9 protein-coding genes and 1 pseudogene are annotated in these 15,119 nt (G+C 68.2%); 8 read left to right on the top strand and 2 right to left on the bottom strand.

What is annotated here, in order from left to right; translation table 11 throughout:
• Positions 1-14: 14 nt before the first annotated feature.
• A complete protein-coding gene (locus QZH52_RS34620) occupies positions 15-497 on the bottom strand; it encodes an MSMEG_0572/Sll0783 family nitrogen starvation response protein (RefSeq protein ID WP_301815796.1) in 483 nt (160 codons plus the stop codon).
• Between the two features lie 340 nt (positions 498-837).
• On the opposite strand from QZH52_RS34620, the gene QZH52_RS34615 reads away from it, so the two are divergent.
• The 8 genes and pseudogenes from QZH52_RS34615 to QZH52_RS34580 all read left to right on the top strand — a co-directional run bounded on the left by QZH52_RS34615 (position 838) and on the right by QZH52_RS34580 (position 12,800).
• A complete protein-coding gene (locus tag QZH52_RS34615) occupies positions 838-2,229 on the top strand; it encodes an aminotransferase-like domain-containing protein (RefSeq protein WP_301815795.1) in 1,392 nt (463 codons plus the stop codon).
• A 28-nt stretch (positions 2,230-2,257) separates the two neighbouring features.
• Complete coding sequence (locus tag QZH52_RS34610) at positions 2,258-5,689, top strand: adenylate/guanylate cyclase domain-containing protein (RefSeq protein WP_301815794.1); 3,432 nt, start codon at positions 2,258-2,260, stop codon at positions 5,687-5,689.
• Between the two features lie 277 nt (positions 5,690-5,966).
• Complete coding sequence (locus QZH52_RS34605; protein ID WP_301815792.1) at positions 5,967-6,551, top strand: DUF2760 domain-containing protein; 585 nt, start codon at positions 5,967-5,969, stop codon at positions 6,549-6,551.
• Entirely contained in the window at positions 6,548-8,422 is a 1,875-nt protein-coding gene (locus QZH52_RS34600; RefSeq protein ID WP_301815791.1) for an Hsp70 family protein, read from the top strand. Before QZH52_RS34605 ends, QZH52_RS34600 begins: the two co-directional genes overlap by 4 nt.
• A gap of 25 nt (positions 8,423-8,447) precedes the next feature.
• Positions 8,448-11,216 carry an Hsp70 family protein gene (locus QZH52_RS34595; RefSeq protein ID WP_301815789.1) on the top strand — a complete coding sequence of 923 codons (2,769 nt, stop codon included), beginning with the start codon at positions 8,448-8,450 and terminating at the stop codon, positions 11,214-11,216.
• Between the two features lie 315 nt (positions 11,217-11,531).
• Positions 11,532-11,888: pseudogene (locus tag QZH52_RS34590) on the top strand (tannase/feruloyl esterase family alpha/beta hydrolase); the annotation flags it as partial.
• 131 nt (positions 11,889-12,019) lie between these two features.
• Positions 12,020-12,271: a tannase/feruloyl esterase family alpha/beta hydrolase gene (locus QZH52_RS34585; RefSeq protein WP_301815837.1), complete on the top strand. Its 252-nt coding sequence runs from the start codon at positions 12,020-12,022 to the stop codon at positions 12,269-12,271.
• Positions 12,272-12,392: 121 nt separating this feature from the next.
• Positions 12,393-12,800: a hypothetical protein gene (locus QZH52_RS34580; protein ID WP_301815843.1), complete on the top strand. Its 408-nt coding sequence runs from the start codon at positions 12,393-12,395 to the stop codon at positions 12,798-12,800.
• Between the two features lie 579 nt (positions 12,801-13,379).
• On the opposite strand, the gene QZH52_RS34575 is transcribed toward QZH52_RS34580, so the two are convergent.
• On the bottom strand, positions 13,380-14,759 hold the full coding sequence (locus QZH52_RS34575; RefSeq protein WP_301815787.1) for an EAL and HDOD domain-containing protein: 1,380 nt from the start codon (positions 14,757-14,759) through the stop codon (positions 13,380-13,382).
• Between the last annotated feature and the right edge of the window lie 360 nt (positions 14,760-15,119).

Raw genomic sequence — 15,119 nt, 5'->3', positions numbered from 1 at the left:
GGCAGCCGCCGCCGTCACAGCGTCCAGGTGTCGAGGATCACCGCGCCGGCCTTCTTGTGCAGCAGCACGATGTCCAGCACGTCGAGCGGGTTGATCGGCACGATGCCGGGGATCAGCGCGCCTTCGCCGTGGCCGTACAGGGCCTGCAGCGCGAAGCGGCAGGCATAGACCTTGCCGCCCTCTTCCATGAACTTGGTGATCTGCTTGTTGAAGTTCTGGTGGCCAGGAAAGGCCTCGTCGCCGAGCGTCGGAAAGCCGCGCTGCACGCCCAGTGTCACGCCGGGCCCGTAGAGCAGCACCGAGGTCTCGTAACCCTTGCGCTTCAGGCGGGTGGCCTGCAGCAGGTTGACGAAGCCGATCGAGCCCTCGAAGGCGACCGTGTGGAACGTGACCAGGGCCTTCTCGCCCGGTTCGGCTTTGACGTCTTCGAAGACCTTTTCTTCGTAGTCGACGAGGACGTCGCCGGTGACGTTGGCTGCTTTGGTGACTTTGGGCATGTTTGCTCCGAGATGAGGATGAATGAAAGGTGTTGCGCGCCCTCTTCATTCGCATGCGCTGTGCCATTGCCGGCGGCCCCTCGTGCGATCAATGCGCGATCAATCAAGCGCCGCGCCCGATGCAGGGCCAGAAAAATAATCAAAGCCCTCCGGCGGGCGCCCTCAAGACGCCGGTAGCACCGCTCATTGCACTCAATTGATGCACTTTCGATGCAATCAATGCACCCGATCAAGGTCGGTGGATGCACGTGATCCATGCATCCATCACCCGTAGGGCCGGCACGCTTCATGCGTTCATCTACAGGTACCGATGCAATCAATCCATGCGATCAACTCCGCCATGACCAAACTCACCCAGCATTGGCAGAAGCGCCTGGAGGCCAGCCCGAAGCCGGCCTATCTGCTGCTTGCGGACCTGATCGCCGAGGACATCCGGACCGGGCGCCTGAGCGCGCGAGACCAGTTGCCGACGCTTCGCGACCTGGCGGCTGAACTGCGGCTCAACTACACGACCGTGGCGCGCGGCTATGCCGAGGCCCGCAAGCGCGGGCTGATCGACTCGCGCTCGGGCAGCGGCACCTTCATCCGCGGCGTCAGCCCGAGCCTCCCGCTGCGCGGTGGCGGCGGCGCCGAGATGACGATGAACCTGCCGCCCGAGCCGCAGGATGCGGCGCTGATCGAACGCATGAGCATGTCGGCCAGCCGTGTGATGGCGGAGGCTGGCCTGTACGACCTGCTGCGCTACCAGGACTTCGGCGGCTCGACGCGCGACCGCGAGGCCGGCATGCAATGGATCCGCCCGCGGGTGCCCGATTGCCGGCTCGACCAGATGCTGGTTTGCCCGGGCATCCACAGCGTGCTGACCGCGCTGTTCTCGCAGTTGGCGCGCCCCGGCGAGCTGATCTGCGTCGAAGCGCTGACCTACCCGGGTGTCAAGGCGATCGCGACGCAGTTGGGCATCCAGCTGCATGCGCTGCCGCTCGACGAGGAAGGGCCGATGGGCGAATCATTCGAGCACGCGTGCAAGACCCTCAAGCCCAAGGCGCTCTACTGCAACCCGACGCTGAACAACCCGACCACCGCCACCATCTCTCGCGCCCGGCGAGAGGCGCTGGCCGACATCGCGCTGCGCTATGCCATCCCGATCATCGAGGACGACGCCTACGCGCTGCTGCCGCGCCAGGTACCGCCCGCGATCGCCACGATGGCGCCCGAGCTCACCTACTACATCACCGGCTTCTCGAAAACGCTGGGCGCGGGGCTGCGCAATGCCTACGTGCGCACGCCCGGGGCGCGGCAGTCGCAGCGGCTGGCGGGCGCCCTGCGCGCGACCACCGTGATGGCCTCGCCGATCACCAACGCACTGGCCACGCTGTGGGTGGAAGACGGCACCGCCGACGCCATGCTGCAGGCGATCCGCAACGAATCGACGGTTCGCCAGGCGCTGGCGGCTCGACACCTTGGGGCGCACAACGTCGCCGCGCAGAGCGAGGGCTTTCACCTGTGGCTGCCGTTGACCTCGGCCTGGAGCACGGTGGAGTTCGCCTCCTACCTGCGTTCGCAGAACGTCGGCGTCGTTGCCAGCGCGGCGTTCTCGACCGACGGCTCACCCCCCGAGGCGGTGCGGATCTGCCTCGGCGGCCCGATGTCGCGCGAGGAGTGCGATCACGCTCTGCGCCTGATCGCTGACACACTGGCGCATCCACGACACCCCCATGCCACAGTGATGTAGGTGCACTCGAGGCCGGGTCAGCCGGGGCATGCTGGCCAACGTCATCCAGACTGAAGGCGATTCGTTTTCCGCGAGCATGCAACCGAGCCGCAGCAGTTATGCCCTTCCAGCCCTCGACACGGCGCGCGCCAGCGATGAAACTCGGGACATGCGGTGCCCACAGTGTCGCCATCCCAGTGCGCTGGATGCAAAGTTCTGCGAAGAATGCGGCGCTGCGCTGCCACGCCCGTGCGCCAACTGCGGCCATGAACTTGCGGCACAGGCGAAGTTCTGCAGCCAATGCGGCACGCCGGCCCGAGTCGCGGCGCCTGCACCTTCCATGCCAGAGGCGACGCACAAGCCCGCGCAGGACGAGCGTCGGCCGGCAACAGCAGCCACGACGACCGCGGACCGGCGACAGGCGGCTGTGCTGTTCGCCGACATCACTGGCTACACCGCGCTGTGTGCCAGCAGCGACCCGGAGCAGATCCAGGAGATGCTTGGGCGTTTTTTCGACGCGATGGACAAGGTCGTCGAATCCCATGGCGGCCGCGTGATCGACCGGGCCGGCGATGCCGTCATGGCGGTCTTCGGCGCGCCGGTGGCCCATGGCAACGATGCGCAGCGAGCGCTGCATGCCGCGCTCGCTATGCACAGCGCGGCCGCCGGCGTTCCAGACTGCCACGGCGCCCCGCTGCGGCTGCACATCGGCATCACCAAGGGCGAGGTGGTGGCCGCGGTGATCAGCGGCGGTGGCAAGGCCAAGTACTCGGTCACAGGCGATCCGGTCAATCTGGCCGCCCGGCTCGATGCGCTGGCCGTGGCGGGCGAGACGCTGATCTCCGACGCGCTGTACCGCGAAGTCGCGGCCAGCATCGAGGTGCAATCGGCCGGCAACCAAATTGTCAAGGGCTTCGCCGCGCCGGTGGAGATCTGGCGTGTGCTCGGCTTTCGCCTGGCCCGCGGCGAACGCATGCCCTTCGTTGGCCGGCAAGCTGAACTCGGGCAACTGGTCGGTGCGCTCAACGCCGTTCGCGAGACTGGCGTCGGAGTGACAGTGCTGGTCCGCGGCGACGCAGGTATCGGCAAATCCAGGCTGGTGGAAGAGTTCCAGGCGCGCGCGCGCGATCAGGGATTCGACACGCCCTCGGGGCAGGTGCTGGATTTCGGCGTCGGCAAGGGGCAGGACGCCATTTCGACGCTGCTGAAGACGGTGTTGCAGGTGAACGCGCGCGACGACGAGGGCCAGCGCCGCGCGGCGGTGCTGGCTGCCGCCGCAAATGGCCTTGTGACTGACGACGAAATGCTGTTCGTCAACGAGTGGCTCGACCTGCCGCAGCCGAAGTCGCTGGAGGCGATTTTCGAGGCGATGGACAACGACACCCGGCTGCGGCGCGCGAGCGAGGCGCTGGGTTCCCTGTTGCAACGGGCCGCCGCGGCGCGTTCGCAACTGGTGTTGATCGAGGACCTCCACTGGGCCTCGTCGGAGTTGCTGCGGCTGGTCGCGGCGGCCGCCCGGGCGGCCGCCCGGGCGCCGCTCGTCCTGCTGCTGACCTCGCGCATCGAGGGCGATCCGCTCGACAAAGCGTGGCGGGCATCGATCCACGGCAGCGCCTTCATGACCATCGATCTCGCACCCCTGCGGCCGCAGGAAGCTCGCCTGCTGGCCGGCGGGCTGGTGGAGGCGTCGAGCCGATTTGCGCTGATGTGCATCGAACGTGCGGAAGGCAATCCGCTGTTCCTCGAACAACTGCTGCGAACCGCGCGCGCCGGCGAGACACCTGGGCTCGTGCCAGCCGTGCCGCCGACCATTCAGAGTCTGGTGCTAGAGCGCATGGACCGCCTCGCCGCGCCCGATCGCGCTGCCCTCCAGGCCGCCGCGGTGATCGGCAAGCGCTTCTCGCTCGTCAACCTGCGCGGTGTCGCAGGCGCGCCGGATGCAAGCTGCGACGTCCTGGTGGCCGCCGACATCGTGCGGCCCGACGGCCCGGATTTTCTGTTCGCGCACGCACTGATCCAGGAGGCCGTCTACGCGTCGACGCTGAAGAGTCGGCGACGCGAATTGCACCAGGCCGCCGCGCGATGGTTCGGCGACGACGATCCGGTGCTGCAGGCCGAGCATCTCGACCGCGCCGACGACGCGGCGGCCGCGGCGGCCTACTTGCGTGCGGCGACCCAGGAGGCCGGGCGGTTGCGCTTCGAAAGCGCCCTGCGCCTGGCAGAACGCGGCGGCACGCTGGCAGCCGACCCTGCGCGAAGCGATGCCGACGCGGGCTGCGAACTCGCGTTGCTGTGCGGCGAGACGTTGCGCGAGATTGGACGCTCGACCGAGTCGATTGCCGCATTCCAGCGTGCGCGCGAACTGGCCGGCGATGACTTGCGACGCTGCCGCGGATGGATGGGCATCGCCGCGGGTTATCGCGTGACGGGCGAGTTCGAGGCGGCGATGCAAGCTCTCGGCGAGGCCCAGCCGATCGCCGAACGGCTCGAACTGGCTATCGAGCGTTCGCGCATTCATCACACGCGGGGCAATCTCTATTTTTCTCAGGGCCGAATTTCCGAGTGCGACGCGCAACATGTGCTTGCGCTGGAGGCTGCCGAGCAATGTGGCGACGCGGAGAGCCGAGCGCGGGCGCTGAGCGGCCTCGGTGACGCCCGCTACGCTCAAGGCTTCATGGCCAGTGCGCTCGATTACTTCAGACGCTGCGTCGCGCTGTGCGAGGGGCAGATCCGCATCGCCGGGCCCAACCGCTGCATGATTGGGCACTGTCTGTGGTACGCCAACCAACTGGACACGGCCATCGCCGAGGCCCATTCGGTCTGCGAGGACGCGCAACGCTTAGGCGTCGTGCCCGTGCGGGTCTTCGCACAGGCCACGCTGACCCAGGTGCTCACCGAAGCTGGCCGCTTCGAGGAAGCCCGCGCGTCAGGCGACAAGGCGCTTGTGCTCGCGCGGCTGGCCGGTTCACGGCGCTATGAGGCGACCGTGCTGTACTTCTCCGCCGAGCACAAGCTGCGACAGGGAGATCGCGCACGGGCGCGCGACGATCTGGACCAGGCACTCGCGCTGGCACGGCAGACCGGCCTCGGATTCATCGGCGCCGCGCTCGAGGGGCGGCTGGGACGGGTGGCAGATTCAGCCGAAGAGCGGGCCGCGCACCTGGCCGCAGGCGAAGCCTTGCTGAAAAACACTGGGCTCGCCCACAACTACCTCTGGTTCTACCGCGACGCCATGGAGGCCTGCCTCGCAGCGCGCGACTGGTCGTGCGCACTGCACCATGCGGCCTTGCTGGAGCGGATGTTCCAGGTCGAGCATCTGCCCTGGGTCGAGTTGATGGTCGAGCGAGCGCGTGCGATCGCCGCGGCGGCGGCGGCGGGCAATGACGCAGCGGCCACGGCTCGGCTGCGAGCGGTTCGCGCAACGGCTATCGCGGCAGGCAATGGCTGGGCTCTCGCGGGCATCGACCTGGCGCTGACATAATCGTTGGAGGCGTTCGGTTCGGACCTCCTGCCGCAATCCCGAGCCTGAAATCGTTCCGCTGCTCGAGAACGCGCCCAGCCTGGACAGAACGGCTTGAGCCGTTGACGTGGCCCGGCCCAGAGTGGCGACTCGCTTCTTTCGCCCACCTACAATGCTGCGCTGCACCATGTGTCCATGGCGACATCCGATTCCCGGCCCTGACCTCGTCAGCAAGCCCGGGCCCTGACAACCGGCGATCGCGGCTGCAGCTGCCCGATCGGCCGATTTGGAGCAATCAATGAACCGCACGCAACCCCCATCGTCCGACGGTGTCAAGCCCTCCCTGCTTCGCCGCATTCCACTGGCATTCGGCGCCTTGTTCGGTTTGTTGGCGAATGCAGATCTGGCTGCGCGGTATGCCGCGCTGCGCGATGGCGCTGCTGTACCGACTCCGGCTTCGCCAACGGCTGCAACGGCGCCCCCATCGTCGGTGCTGAAGGAACTGAGCCCCGACGCCGCGCTGCAGCTGCTCGCGCTGCTGCAGCGCGAGGCGCGGTTGATCGATTTCGTTGGCGAGGATCTCAGCGGCTATGCCGACGCCCAGATCGGCGCGGCGGCACGCTTGGTGCACGAAGGCTGCGCCAAGGTGCTGCGCGAGCATTTCAGCCTCGTGCCGGTGCGCGACGAGGCCGAAGGCAGCCGCGTCACGTTGCAGGCGGGCTTCGACGCCGCGGCGGTCCGGGTAACTGGCAACGTGGTCGGTCAACCGCCCTTTGCCGGCAGCCTGAGGCATCGCGGCTGGCGCGTCACCGAGGTGCGCTTGCCCAAGCTGGCCGAGCGACACGACGCGCGCGTGGTGGCGCCGGCGGAGGTCGAGCTGTGACCGGGCCGCGCTTTGCGATCGGCATCGACCTCGGGACCACGCACAGTGCACTGGCCTACGTCGACATTGCCGGCAGCGACGGCGAGGCCACCGTTCACGGCACGCTGCCGATTCCGCAGCTCACCGCGCTCGGTGCGGTCGAATCGATGTCGTTGTTGCCGTCGTTCCTGTACCTGCCGCATGCCGATGAAATGGCGGCCGGTGAGCTGATGTTGCCCTGGCCGTCCGACGGCCGGCAGGTGGTCGGCGAACTGGCACGCAGCCGCGGCGCGACGACGCCGATCCGGCTGGTGTCGAGCGCCAAGAGCTGGCTTTGCCACCCTGGCGTCGACCGGCGCGCCTCGATCCTGCCGCACGACGCGCCGCCCGAGGTGGCTCGGGTGTCGCCGCTCGACGCCTCGACGCATTACCTGGAACATGTGCGCAACGCCTGGGACCACGCGCACCCCGAGGCGCCGTTCGCGCAGCAGGATGTGACGGTGACGATCCCGGCGTCGTTCGACCCCGCCGCGCGGGAGCTGACGGTCGAAGCCGCCAAGACCGCGGGCTGCAGTTCGCTGACGCTGCTCGAAGAGCCGCAATCCGCGCTGTACAGTTGGATCGAGGCCAGCGGCGGCGCCTGGCGCAAGCAGGTGCAGCCGGGCGACATCATCTTGGTGATCGACGTCGGCGGCGGCACCAGCGACTTCTCGCTGATCGCCGTGCTCGAACGCGACGGCAACCTCGAATTGCACCGAGTCGCGGTCGGCGAGCACATCCTGCTCGGCGGCGACAACATGGACCTGGCGCTGGCGCATGGCGTCGCCCGCAAGCTGGCCGCTGCCGGCACCACTCTCGATGCGTGGCAGCTGCGCGCGCTGACCTATGCCTGCCGCAGCGCGAAGGAAGACCTGCTCGGCGCTGCCGACGGGCCGGCCGACACCGCCGCGCAACCCATCGTCGTGCCCAGCCGCGGCAGCAAGTTGATCGGCGGCTCGATCCGTACCGAGCTGACGGCCGACGAAGTGGGCATGACGATCGTCGACGGCTTCTTCCCGCAGGTCGAGGCTTCGGCACGGCCGATGAGTCGCTTGCGCGCCGGCCTGGCGCAGCTCGGTCTTCCGTATGCACAGGATGCGGCCGTCACGCGTCACCTGGCGGCGTTCCTCGGCCGGCAGCTCGGCGCGGTGGCCGAACTGGAGGGCTTCGACGACCGCATCGGCAAGGGCGCGGAAGGCGCCAGCTTCCTGCATCCAACCGCGGTGCTGTTCAACGGCGGCGTCTTCAAGTCGGCGCTGCTGGCCGATCGCACGCTGGCGACCGTCAACGGGTGGCTTGCCGCCGAGGGGGCCGCGCCGGCGCGGCTCCTGGCCGGCGCTGACCTCGACCTGGCGGTGGCGCGCGGCGCCGCCTACTACGGCTATGTGCGGCACGGCCACGGTGTGCGCATCCGCGGAGGCACCGCATTCGCGTACTACGTCGGGGTCGAATCGTCGATGCCCGCGGTGCCCGGGATCGAACCGCCGGTGGAGGCGCTGTGCGTGGCACCGTTCGGCATGGAAGAAGGCACCGAGGCCGAGCTGCCCGGGCTCGAACTCGGGCTGGTGATCGGTGAGCCGGTGCACTTCCGCTTCTACGCCTCATCGGTGCGACGCCAGGACGTGGTCGGCACGCTGATCGGCGCCTGGGCGCCCGAGGAACTGCAGGAGCTCGCCCCCCTCTCGGCCACGCTGTCGCCCGAAGGCCGCAGCCCCGGCGAGGTGGTGCCCGTGCGGCTGCACGCCCGCGTGACGGAAGCCGGCACGCTCGAACTCGAAGCGGTGCCGCGCAGTGGCGACGAACGCTGGAAGATCGAATTCGATGTGCGCGGCGAGCGCCGGCAGGACGCGTAGCGGGCCGCCGCCGGTTGGTCTTCTCATGAGCGCCGCCTGGACGGTCGGCATCGACCTCGGTACCACGCACACCGTCGTCGCCTGCGCGCCAGCGCAAGGCCGCGTGGACGCCATCCGCTTGTTCGACATCGAACAGCTGGTCGCGCCCGGCGAGGTGGCGGCGCGGCCGCTGCTGCCCTCGATGCGCTACCACCCGGCGCCGGGCGAACTGGCGCTGGGTGACTTGGCGCTGCCTTGGGCGCCGGACGCCGCCGGCAACGCGGCCGTGATCGGCAGCCTGGCGCGTCAACTCGGTGCCCAGGTGCCCGGGCGGCTGGTGGTCAGCGCGAAGAGCTGGCTGTCACATGCCGCAGTCGACCGGCTGGCGCCCATCCTGCCCTGGGGCGCAGCGGCCGATGTGTCGAAGGTCTCCCCGGTGGAGGCCAGCGCGAGCTACCTCGCGCACCTGCGCGCGGCCTGGAACCATCGCTATCCGACGGCCTTGCTCGAGCACCAGGAGCTGGTGCTGACGGTGCCGGCCTCGTTCGACGACGCGGCGCGCGCCCTGACCGTCGAAGCGGCACGCGACGCCGGCCTGCCGCTGCTGCGCCTGCTCGAAGAACCCCAGGCGGCGCTGTACGACTGGCTGTTCCGCCACCGCGACGCGCTCGGCAAGGCGCTGGAGCGCACTCGGCTGGTGCTGGTGTGCGATGTCGGCGGCGGCACCACCGACCTGAGCCTGGTGCGCGTCGACTGGGATGGGGGCGAGCCACGGCTCGAGCGCATTGCGGTCGGCCGCCACCTGATGCTCGGTGGCGACAACATGGACCTGGCCCTCGCGCATCTGGTTGAAGCCAGACTCGACACGGCGGCGGGCCAGACCGCGGCACGCGTGTCGGCCGGCCAGCTGTCTCAGCTGGTCGAGCGCTGTCGCGCCGCCAAGGAACGGCTCCTTGCCGCCGACGCGCCGGCCAGCGCGCAGCTCACATTGCTCGGCGCGGGTTCGCGCCTGGTCGGCGGCGCACGCTCGGTGACGCTGAGCCGCGAAGAGGTCGAGCGCATCGTGGTCGATGGCTTCTTTCCGCAGGTGGCGGCGACCGAACTGCCGCGGCGCGAGCGCGCCAGCGGCCTGGTCGCGTTCGGCCTGCCCTACGCCAGCGATCCGGCCGTGACGCGCCATATCGCCGGCTTCCTGCAACAGCACGCGTCGGCCGGCTTGCCCGACGCGCTGCTGCTCAACGGCGGCGTGTTCCGTGCCGATGCGATTGCCGCGCGTCTTCACGCGACGCTCGGCGCGTGGCGCGGCGCGCCGCTGCAGACGCTGCACAACGCCGACCCGGACGTCGCGATCGCGCGCGGCGCGGTTGCCTACGCGCTGGCGCGGCGCGGCTTGGCGCCGAAGATCGGCGGCGGTTCGGCGCGCAGCTACTTTCTGCCGATCGACGACGGCAAGGGGCGAGCCGTCTGCGTGCTGCCGCATGGCAGCGAAGAAGGCCGCGAGATTCGCCTCGAAGGCCGGAACTTCGAGCTGCGCGTCGGCGAACCGGTACGCTTCCGCCTCGTTTCGACCACGGCCGGTGGCGCGGGCCAGCCCACGCCGCTGGCCGGCGAACTGGTTGATCTCCGCGAGCGCGATGTGCAGCCGCTGCCGCCGGTTGCCACCGTGGTGCGGGCCGATGGCGGCACCGCGCGACGCCACATTCCCGTACAGCTGGTGACGATGCTGACCGAGGTTGGGACGCTCGAGGTGCACTGCATCTCCGCCAGCGACCCGATGCAGCGCTGGAAGCTCGAGTTCCAGCTGCGCACCGATTCGACTGCCCCGGCATCCGCCGGGGCCGGACTGCCAGCGCGCTTTGGGGAGGCGCTCGAATGCATCGAGCGCGTCTTCGGCGCCCGCGACCGCGAGGTCGGACCCAAGGCCGTCAAGCAGTTGCGCACGCAACTCGAAGCCCTGCTCGGCAGCCGCGAGCGCTGGCCGACCGCGCTGCTGCGTCCGCTGTTCGACGCGCTATGGCAACGCGCGCGTGGCCGCCACCGATCGGCCGACCACGAACGTCTGTGGCTGAGCCTGGCCGGCTGGTGCCTGCGGCCGGGATTCGGCGACGCGCTCGACGGCTGGCGCATCGAACAGTTGTGGTCGATTTTCGAGCAGGGCGTGCAGCACAGCCGCGATCGCCAAGTCGATGCCGAATGGTGGACGCTGTGGCGCCGCGTTGCCGGCGGGTTGGACGACGCAGCCCAGGCGCGGCTGCTCGAGGATTTCGCGATCAACCTGCGTGGCGAAGAGGCGGGCATCCACGCAAGACCACCGCGGCTCGTCAAGGGGGGCTGGGACGACATGGTGCGTATGGGCGCTTCGCTCGAACGCATCCCGGCCGATCACAAGGTTGAGATCGGCGACTGGCTGGTCGAGCGCCTGCAGCGACCGGGCGCCGCAGGCGATCCTCAGGCCCGCGACACCTGGACGCTGTGGGCCATCGGCCGTATCGGTGCGCGCGCCCCTCTGTACGGCAGCGCCCATGGCGTGGTGCCGGCCGCCGCCGCCGTCGCCTGGCTCGACGCCCTGCTCGCGCTGGACTGGAGAAGAGTCGAAGGCGCCGCCGCCGCCGCTGCCAACCTGGCCCGTCTGAGCGGTGATCGTGCTCGCGACCTGTCGCTCGAAGCGCGCGAACGAGTCATCGCCCGGCTCGAGGCCCATCGGGCTCCGGCGCCGTGGATCGCCCGAGTGCGCGAGGTCGTTCCGCTCGACGAAGCCGGTGAACGCGGCGTGTTCGGCGAAGCCTTGCCGCCGGGCTTGAGGTTGATCGGCTGAACGCCGACCCAAAGAGGCCTCGGTCTCAGTGCATGAACTCGCGCACCAGCACACGGCGGCTCTCCGGCTTCGACGGCCATGGTCGAGGGGGCAGTCTCAGCCAGCACCGATACGGGCCATGCGAATACCGCGAATGGCGGCTCGTTCGCGATGAATCCGGACGGCATCATCAACACGGTCTTGTGGAAGGACTTTGCGCAACGCGGCATTCACGAGATGGCAGTCAAGACGAAGCCTCTCACTCAAGCCTATTAAGGATCGCCAGCACGCCATGCCTACTGAAACGGCTTCTCGACCGGCGGCCGCCAAGGTCACATGGAAGCGCAAGCCAACCCGGCGGATTTCGACGGCATCCTGGCGGGCGCACCGGTCGTGAACTGGAGCAAGTTCATTACCGCCGAGCTCTATCCGCAGAGGCGAGATCTCGGTGGTGTGCCACTCACCACTGCGCAGGCGGCGTCGATGGGGAACGCCGCCATCAACGCCTGCGACGTGGTCGGAGGCGTGCACCTGGGCTACATCCCCGACCCGGCACAGTGCCACTACGATCCTACGCTCGATCCCGCCGTTCTTTGTGCGTCCGCCGGCGGCACGGCACCGGACACCAGCTGCGTGACGCAGCTGCAGGCGCAGGCCATGAACAAGATCTGGTATGGCCAGTCCGCGGACGGTTCCGTCCCCGCGCCGGGCACCGACAACGGCTTCGGCCTCGAGTCGACGGGCAAGCAGCGGTGGTACGGCCTCACACGTGGAACCGCCCTCGGCGCCTCGGCGGGCCGACGCCGTTCACGATCGCCGCCGACATGGTCGCGCTGGAACTGCAGGATCCGACCATGGCGACGACATCCTTCGTCAACGCTACGGGGAGCGGTGCGAAGCTCTACGGCGCACTCACGGACTGGGTCGAGAATGGCAACTCTCCGGATCGCATCGATGTCAGCGCTCCTGCCACGCCCTCGGCGCCGACGTCGACCCGGCCGCTGCGCCTCTATCCTGCAAAAGCGACCTTCATCGGAGGGAATCCCCAGGCAGCGTCCTCATACACCTGCGCATAGGCCGCACGAGAACTCAAAGGCGCGCGTCCGGGCCTACAGCAAGAGGGGATGCGTTCAGACATGGTCGAGTCCGGAAACACCCAAGATGAGCTGTCCAGCAGAGCAGTTTTTGGAGGTCATCATGAGCGACGAAGCAACTTTCTCGGAAACCCCGAGCACCACGAGCGGGATCACAGCTTCCGCATCCCCCATGGTCGCCGGATTCAAGCCATCGGCGGCCGAGGCAGGACAGGCGGTCAAGGAGGCCGTTTCCGATGTGGCCGGCCAAACCCGCCAGTCCGTCGCGAAGGCCGCCGAGCAGGTCCAGCGCGCCGGCGTGCAAGCTGTCAATGCGACGAAGGCCTACGCCCACGATGCGGTTGATGCGGCCGGCCGCAAGTTGCAGGCTGTCAAGACGCAGTTCGAGACCACCAAGTCGAGCGCTGCCGAATACATCCATGAAAACCCGGTCCGCGCCGTCAAGATGGCGGCCATCGGGGGCGCCGTGCTGTCCGCAGCGCTCGTGCTATTCACCCGCCGGGCGCGTTGACCGAAGGCGACTGGGCGCTGTGCGGGGTGGTGCGGCCGAACGCGACTCACAGCGCGGCTGACGCTGTCAGGTGGAAAGGAGCGATTTCGCATGTTCACGCGCCTGCGTCCTGCTTGGCGTGGCGGCAATGGCGTTGTCGATCAGTCTCGTGGCCGCGCAGCCACTTCCCAAGCCGTCCGCACGGCCAGGGTCGGAAAGCCAGCGGTCGGGCGCCGACCCGGCGATGGTCGTGAGGCCCCCGCCGTCGGGCGACCCCAAGATGGCGGAGCCTGCCCCGCGTCAGATCGATCCGGGCCTGGCCGAGCGCCCCCCGGCGGATCGACGTCCGGGCGATCGAGCGAAGCCCGGCCTCGATCCCTCGGCACGCTCGCGTCAGGACGACTGCAGGGGGTCGGCCGCGGACTGCAAACAGACTTCGGCGCGATAGGGGCAAGTCCACGGTCGGCTGAAGCGCCCTGCCTGGGCACCTACTTCTGCGGCTTTCCCAGATGTTGCCGGACGGCGTCGGCACTGACCCCTACGGCCACCACCGTCTCGCGCAGTTGCGGGGGCTGTGCTCGGGCGATGGGAAGCTCCTGTCTAGCGGGTGGCTTCCCGTGAATCTACGTCCATCGCCCACGTCATTGCCGCAAGGTGTGAGGCATTGACCCTCTCCGCACTCAGTCCGACCGACTTCGCCAGACTTGCGGCCCCACTGGCGTCGATCTCGCACGTCTCGGCCAGCGCAACGAACTGCCCGTACAGGCCGCCACGCGTCCGGATGGCTTCCTGCACCGCTCCGGGCAGTTGCACCTTGGTCAACACTTCTTCCATGGGAATACCCAGCACACGGTCGATCAGCGAGAACATCCCTGCGACGAAGAGATTGTTCGACTCTTCCGCCGGAAGCGTGCCTTGCCCCATCAATTCGACAAAACGCCCGCGCATGATGGCCTTCTTGGTCATGTACGCCAGGCCACTGGCTTTGGTGCTGGTCGCCAGCAGCAGCGACAACCACCGGAACAACGCCGCGTAGCCGAGCAGACCGACCGCGTGGTGCAGCGAGTGCACCTCCACGTCGTGGCTGCTGGCGAGCGTGTTGATGTGGCGTAGCAATCGGGCTGTCAGCTCTTCATCGATCCGCAACGCAGCCTCGACTTCACGGACGTCCTCATTGCGCTGGAGCATCTGCAAGACGCGGATGATGAGGACAGACTCCGGTTGCAAGCGGGCGCCCGACTCCAACTCGGCCGCGATGGCCAAATCGCCGCCCACGAAGGCGTCGAGCTTGCGCGAGGCGCATGCGTCGAACTCGGGCCAATTTGCGATCCGGGTGGCGATTGGCAAAACGGCCGGCTCTCCCGGCCCTCGAAGGTGTCGCGCGCCGTCGACCAAGTCCTTGCGCCCGTCGAGCACGTCCAGGTGCGTGATGAAGGACAGGCCGCCATACTGGTCCTCCGATATCCGGGATCGCTCATCCCCCGTTTCCGATGGCACTGGTTCTGGCGCTTCGAGAGCTTGGGGCAAGACCTCCTGACCGCACAGCATGACCCCAAAGCCCTGAGAACGAAGCGCCTCCAGCGAGGGACGCAGCTTCATGTCGGCCAGTTCGGCCAGGCGAAGACAGAGAACCACACGGTCCGCCGGAAGGGCCTGCAGTTCCTTGAAGCCCAGACCTTCGGCGGTGGCATCGATGTAGACCACCAGCTTGCCCAGCCGCCAAGCCGTCTTCGCGCCCCTGAGGTTCAAAGCCAGAGTGGTGAGCAAGGTCCTGAAGTTTTCGGAACCGCTCGCAGCATCCGACTCCGCGCGCCACTCGAACTTGCAGCCCTTGATGTGTCTTTCCGAGTCGAGCTGAAGCGCGCAGGTCAAAAAGCCTCCCTCAGGCGCTGGCCCGGTCGAGCTCGACGCCTCTGTCGCCTGATCGGCGGGAGGCCCGGCGGGTTCAGCCCGTTTCCGTCGGAAGATGTTGAAATACATTGCTGTTGTCCCTTGCCGGCGCATGCGCCTTCTCTATGGGCACAACCACCTCGACCCCCGGCCGTGCTCCTTCTATATCGGCACATCTTCCAGTTCCTTTAGCGATGTCGCCGGCAAGATTCGGCCAGCTGCTGCGTACTCACCCTCATTGCTCGCCATCGTCCGGCCGTAGAAACAAACCGAGGAGGCCGCAGGGGACGATGCGGCCAGGCAGCGAGGGCTTTCTACGCCGGGCTGCTCGGAGCAGGTCTCATACCAATTTGCGTTCAATAGATTAGATATGATGTTGTCCCACGAACTTCAAGGAGTCGTGGATGAAGACATTGATCGTGGGTGATAAGCCGACTGTCGAGCGCTTGG

It is taken from the genome of Variovorax ginsengisoli (assembly GCF_030486595.1).
In the GTDB taxonomy this organism is placed as follows: domain Bacteria; phylum Pseudomonadota; class Gammaproteobacteria; order Burkholderiales; family Burkholderiaceae_C; genus Variovorax; species Variovorax ginsengisoli_B.
Note: the sequence above shows the minus strand (reverse complement) of the source record. Positions and strands in the feature narration are given on the sequence as shown.

Excerpts from the sequence above, each read along its gene's own strand:
- QZH52_RS34620 (WP_301815796.1), bottom strand. The coding sequence starts at position 497 with ATGCCCAAAGTCACCAAAGCAGCCAACGTCACCGGCGACGTCCTCGTC.
- QZH52_RS34615 (WP_301815795.1), top strand. The coding sequence starts at position 838 with ATGACCAAACTCACCCAGCATTGGCAGAAGCGCCTGGAGGCCAGCCCG.
- QZH52_RS34610 (WP_301815794.1), top strand. The coding sequence starts at position 2,258 with ATGCTGGCCAACGTCATCCAGACTGAAGGCGATTCGTTTTCCGCGAGC.
- QZH52_RS34605 (WP_301815792.1), top strand. The coding sequence starts at position 5,967 with ATGAACCGCACGCAACCCCCATCGTCCGACGGTGTCAAGCCCTCCCTG.
- QZH52_RS34595 (WP_301815789.1), top strand. The coding sequence starts at position 8,448 with ATGAGCGCCGCCTGGACGGTCGGCATCGACCTCGGTACCACGCACACC.
- QZH52_RS34585 (WP_301815837.1), top strand. The coding sequence starts at position 12,020 with ATGGTCGCGCTGGAACTGCAGGATCCGACCATGGCGACGACATCCTTC.
- QZH52_RS34580 (WP_301815843.1), top strand. The coding sequence starts at position 12,393 with ATGAGCGACGAAGCAACTTTCTCGGAAACCCCGAGCACCACGAGCGGG.
- QZH52_RS34575 (WP_301815787.1), bottom strand. The coding sequence starts at position 14,759 with ATGTATTTCAACATCTTCCGACGGAAACGGGCTGAACCCGCCGGGCCT.